General features: G+C 67.8%; 5 protein-coding genes. 2 read left to right on the top strand and 3 right to left on the bottom strand.

Annotation, left to right across the window (positions count from 1 at the left end; translation table 11 throughout):
• Together CKO28_RS26720 and CKO28_RS26715 are read left to right on the top strand one after the other, a co-directional pair.
• Nucleotides 1–977: IS256 family transposase (locus tag CKO28_RS26720; RefSeq protein ID WP_200344385.1), on the top strand; the 977-nt coding region annotated here is incomplete at its 5' end.
• A gap of 68 nt (nt 978–1,045) precedes the next feature.
• Nucleotides 1,046–1,210: a hypothetical protein gene (locus CKO28_RS26715; protein WP_200344383.1), complete on the top strand. Its 165-nt coding sequence runs from the start codon at nt 1,046–1,048 to the stop codon at nt 1,208–1,210.
• Between the two features lie 364 nt (nt 1,211–1,574).
• Here the strand turns inward: CKO28_RS26715 and acs are convergent, their stop codons facing one another.
• From acs to CKO28_RS26700, 3 genes are all read right to left on the bottom strand, one after another.
• On the bottom strand, nt 1,575–3,533 hold the full coding sequence (acs, locus tag CKO28_RS26710) for an acetate--CoA ligase (RefSeq protein ID WP_200344381.1): 1,959 nt from the start codon (nt 3,531–3,533) through the stop codon (nt 1,575–1,577).
• 352 nt (nt 3,534–3,885) lie between these two features.
• Entirely contained in the window at nt 3,886–4,293 is a 408-nt protein-coding gene (locus tag CKO28_RS26705) for an EVE domain-containing protein (RefSeq protein ID WP_200344379.1), read from the bottom strand.
• Between the two features lie 70 nt (nt 4,294–4,363).
• Entirely contained in the window at nt 4,364–4,642 is a 279-nt protein-coding gene (locus CKO28_RS26700; protein WP_200344378.1) for a YciI family protein, read from the bottom strand.
• Nucleotides 4,643–4,747: the final 105 nt, after the last annotated feature.

Raw genomic sequence — 4,747 nt, 5'->3', positions numbered from 1 at the left:
CCAAGCTCCGCCAGGGCTCCTACTTCCCGAGCTTCCTGGAACCGCGGCGCGCCACGGAAAAGGCGCTGGTCGCCGTGATCCAGGAAGCCTACGTCCACGGGATCTCCACCCGCGCCGTCGACGACCTAGTGCACGCGATGGGCGGCACCGGCGTCTCGAAGTCGGAGGTCTCGCGGCTGTGCAAGGAGATCGACGAGCGCGTCCAGGCGTTCCTGAACCGCCCGCTCGAAGGCGACTGGCCGTTCGTCTGGCTCGACGCGACCTACGTCAAAGCCCGGCGCAACCAGCGCATCGTGTCGCTGGCGGTGATCATGGCAGTGGGCGTCAACACCGACGGCCGGCGCGAGGTGCTGGGCATGAAGATCGGCCTGTCGGAGGCCGAAACCTTCTGGACCGAGTTCCTGCGCGAGCTGACAGGTCGTGGGCTGCGCGGCGTCCAGCTCGTCGTCGCCGACGAGCACCAGGGCCTGAAGGGCGCCGTGGAGAAGGTCCTCGGCGCCACGACGCAGCGCTGTCGGGTGCACTTCATGCGCAATGTGCTGGCTCGCGTGCCGAAGGCGCAGAAGTCCATGGTGTCGGCCATGGTCAAGACTGCGTTCACCCAGGAGACGCCGGAGGATGCGCACCGCCAATGGCGGGAGGTGGCCGACCGCCTGCGACCGCAGTTCGACAAAGCCGCCGAACTGATGGACGCTGCCGAGCACGACGTGCTCGCGTTCATGCAGTTCCCAAAGGAGCTGCGCACCAAGCTGCACAGCACGAACACGCTCGAACGGCTAAACAAGGAGGTGAAGCGCCGGACCAACGTGGTCGGCATCTTTCCGAACGAAGAGGCGGTCGAGCGCCTGGTCGGCGCCGTGCTGCTGGAGCAGCACGAGGACTGGGCGGTCACCCGCCGCTACATGCCGGTGGAAACGCTCCAGGCGCTATGCCAGCCTGAGGACACCAACACTCCCCCGGCGCTCGCCGCGGAGTAGCCGCGCCCAACCCGCGGCGACATCCAGATGGCTGCCTCTGTTACACCACCCCACTGGACGCAATCATCGTGAGCTATGCGAATACGTGCGCTACGCTGGGCGAGCAATCCGGACAATCCCAGGAACTCGAAGACGCCATCGACGCCTACCGCGCCGCCCTGGAGGTCTACACCCGGGAGCGCCTGCCGCTCGCCTGGGCGGCGACCCAGACCAACCTGGGCACCGCTCTCTAGACGCTGGGCGCGCGCGAAGACGGGACGGCCCGGCTCGCGGAGGCGTTAGCGGCCTAGGACAAGGCGCTTGAGGTTTTCCGGTCCGATAACGCCCCGGCCTATTGGCGGGTCGTGATGGGCAACCGGGAGCGCGTTGTGGCTTTGCTCGAGCAGCGGCGCTGTGCCGCGTGAAATCGCCCGACACGCCGTGCCGCCGAGCGGAGCCGTCATCCCCTCTCCCTTGAGGGGAGAGGGCGGGGCCCGCGCCCGGTTTCGCGCGTGCGCACACGATCAGCGCGTCGCCACAGACGAACAGAGCCGGGCACCCGAAGGCGCCCGGCTCCGCTCGTAAACCGTCTCCAGCCCCGGCAGGGGCGGCGGAGCGTTACTCCGCCGCCTGGCTGCGGTTCTGGCGGTTCTCGATCAGCTCGTCGACCACGCCGGGGTCGGCGAGCGTCGAGGTGTCGCCCAGGCTGGAATAGTCGTCCTCGGCGATCTTGCGCAGGATCCGGCGCATGATCTTGCCCGAGCGGGTCTTGGGCAGACCGGTGGCGAACTGCACCAGGTCGGGCTTGGCGATTGGCCCGATCTCCTTCTTGCAGATGTCGACCAGTTCCTTGCGCAACGCCTCGCTCTCCTGCTCGCCCGCGTTCAGGATCACGTAGGCGTAGATGCCCTGACCCTTGAGGTCGTGCGGGTAGCCGACCACGGCCGCCTCGGCGACCTTGTCGTGGAGGACGAGCGCGCTCTCGATCTCCGCCGTGCCCATGCGGTGGCCGGAGACGTTGAGCACGTCGTCGACCCGGCCGGTGATCCAGTAGTAGCCGTCCTCGTCCCGGCGCGCGCCGTCGCCGGTGAAGTAGCGGCCCGGATACATCGAGAAGTAGGTCTGCACGAACCGCTCGTGGTCGCCGTGGATCGTGCGCATCTGACCGGGCCAGCTGTCGGCGATGCACAGGTTGCCGTGGGTCGCGCCCTCGACGTGGTTGCCCTCGTTATCGACCAGCACCGGCTTGACCCCGAAGAACGGCAGGGTCGCCGAACCCGGCTTCATCGGCGTGGCGCCCGGCAGCGGGGTGATCAGGATGCCGCCGGTCTCGGTCTGCCACCAGGTATCGACGATCGGGCATTTCCCCTTGCCGACCACCTCGTGGTACCAGCGCCAGGCTTCCGGGTTGATCGGCTCGCCGACCGTGCCGAGGATCCGTAGCGAGTCGCGGCTGGTCTTCTCGACCGGGCCGTTGCCCTCGCGCATCAGGGCGCGGATCGCGGTCGGCGCGGTGTAGTAGATGTTGACCTTGTGCTTGTCGATCACCTCCCAGTGCCGGCTGGCGCTGGGGTAGTTCGGCACGCCCTCGAAGATCACGGTGGTCGCGCCGTTGGTCAGCGGACCGTAGACGATGTAGCTGTGCCCGGTGATCCAGCCGACATCGGCGGTGCACCAGAAGACCTCGCCGTCGTGGTAGTCGAACACGTACTGGTGGGTCATCGAGGTCTGCACCAGATACCCGCCGGTGGTGTGCAGCACGCCCTTCGGCTTGCCGGTCGAGCCGGAGGTGTAGAGGATGAACAGCGGGTCCTCCGCGTCCATCTCCTCGGCCGGGCAGTCGTTGGAGGCGTTTTCCAGCACCTCGTGGTACCAGTGGTCGCGGCCGTCGTGCCACTGGATGCCGGCGCCGGTGCGCTTGACCGTGATCACCGCCTGGACCGACGGGCAGTTCGCCACCGCCTCGTCGGTGTTCTGCTTCAGCGGGATCTTGCGGCCGCCGCGCAGCCCCTCGTCGGCGGTGATCACCACCTTGGCCTCGGCGTCCTGGATCCGGCTTGCCAGGCTGTCGGGGGAGAAGCCGCCGAACACCACCGAGTGCACCGCGCCGATCCGCGCGCAGGCGAGCATGGCGAACGCGGCCTCGGGGATCATCGGCATGTAGATCGAGACCCGGTCGCCCTTTTGCACGCCCAGCTGCTTCAGCCCGTTGGCGAGCCGGCTGACCTCCTCGTGCATTTCGCCGTACGAGATGTGCCGGCTGTTCTCGCGCGGATCGTCCGGCTCGAAGATGATCGCGGTGTCGTCTTTCTTGTGCGGCAGATGCTGGTCGATGCAGTTGTACGCGGCGTTGGTGGTGCCGTCGTAGAACCAGCGGATGTGCACGTCGTCCGCCCCGAAGTGGACGTCCTTGACCTTGCTGAACGGCTTGAACCAGTGGATGCGCTTGCCGTGCTCGGCCCAGAAGCTCTCCGGGTCGTCGATCGACTGCTTATACATCTTGTTGTACGTCGGCTCGTCGATCCACGCGCTGTCCGCGATGTGCTGCGGGACCGGATACGTTTCGACCTGACTCATGATGAGGCCCTCCCTCCCCGTTTGCGGGTCGTCGTTCGCGCTTGGGACGGCACGTCGGCCCGCGTGCTGGGCCGCCCGACTGCGCCGGATGGGCGCGAGCACGGGCGCAATCGACGGGAGTCACCGTCCGGCGTTCGGTTCGGCCCTGATGGCCGTTTGGCTGCTACGTTGGAAGCGTGACGCGCGATTCAACCGGTCCGACCAGCGGGACGGTGGCACGCCGGTCTTGGGCAGCAGCGCGTTAACCCGTTGGGTGGTGAGTATGGCGCGCGGGCCCGCCCAGGCACAAGCCCGCGGCCCGCCCTCAGGCGCGGCCGCGCGGCAACACGCCCGGAATCGCGTGCCCGGTGCGCTACAGCCCGCCCTTGCGGCAGATCCGCTGCCAGCTGGCGTCGTCGATCGGCATCACCGACAGGCGCGACTGCTTGATCAGCGGCAGGTCCTGCAGGTCCGGATCGGCCTTGATGTCCTTCAGCCCGACCGGATTGGGCAGCGGCTCGACCGCCTTGACGTCGACCATGCCGAACTTGCCGGCCGGGTCGCTCGGGTCGGGGTAGTACTCCCGGACCACCTCGACGATGCCGACGATCCGCTTCTCGTTGACCGAGTGGTAGAAAAACGCGCGGTCGCCCACCCGCATCGCCTTCAGGTTGTTGGAGGCCTGGTGGTTGCGCACGCCGTCCCATTCGGCCACGCCGTCGCGCACCTGGTCGTCCCAGGACCAGGTGCCGGGCTCGCTTTTCATCAGCCAGTACGCCATCTCGCTCCGCCGCTTGCTGGTAGGCCCGAGCGCCCGCTTCGGCCGGTCGGGGATTTTCGGTCCTCGGGGGTTACGGAAACACCTCTTTCCAGGGCTTGACCTCGACCTCCTGGAACAGCCCGGCGCGGTTGTAGGGATCGCCCTCGGCGAACGCCTCGGCGTAGGCGCGGGTCGGGAAGTCCATCAGCAGCAGCGAGCCGACCGGCGTCTGTCCGTCCTCGCCCAACAGCGGGCCGGCGCAGTAGACGTCCTGCAGATGCTCGCGGATGTAGGCGAGATGCTCCTCGCGGGTCTGCTGGCGGATCGCCGCGCTGTCCGGCTTGTCGACGCAGCGGATCATGAAGATCATGGCAGGCTCGCTCCCCCGTTTGGTGTTGTTGAACCGGCACGCCCGGCGCGCGGGCCGGCGAAACCGGCCGCAGGCTAGCCGAAGAGACTGGGCGGGGGAATGGGG

This window comes from Rhodovibrio sodomensis (genome assembly GCF_016583645.1).
Classification (GTDB): domain Bacteria; phylum Pseudomonadota; class Alphaproteobacteria; order Kiloniellales; family Rhodovibrionaceae; genus Rhodovibrio; species Rhodovibrio sodomensis.
The sequence above is the reverse complement of the archived record's forward strand: the minus strand, read 5'-3'. Positions and strand labels throughout refer to the sequence as shown.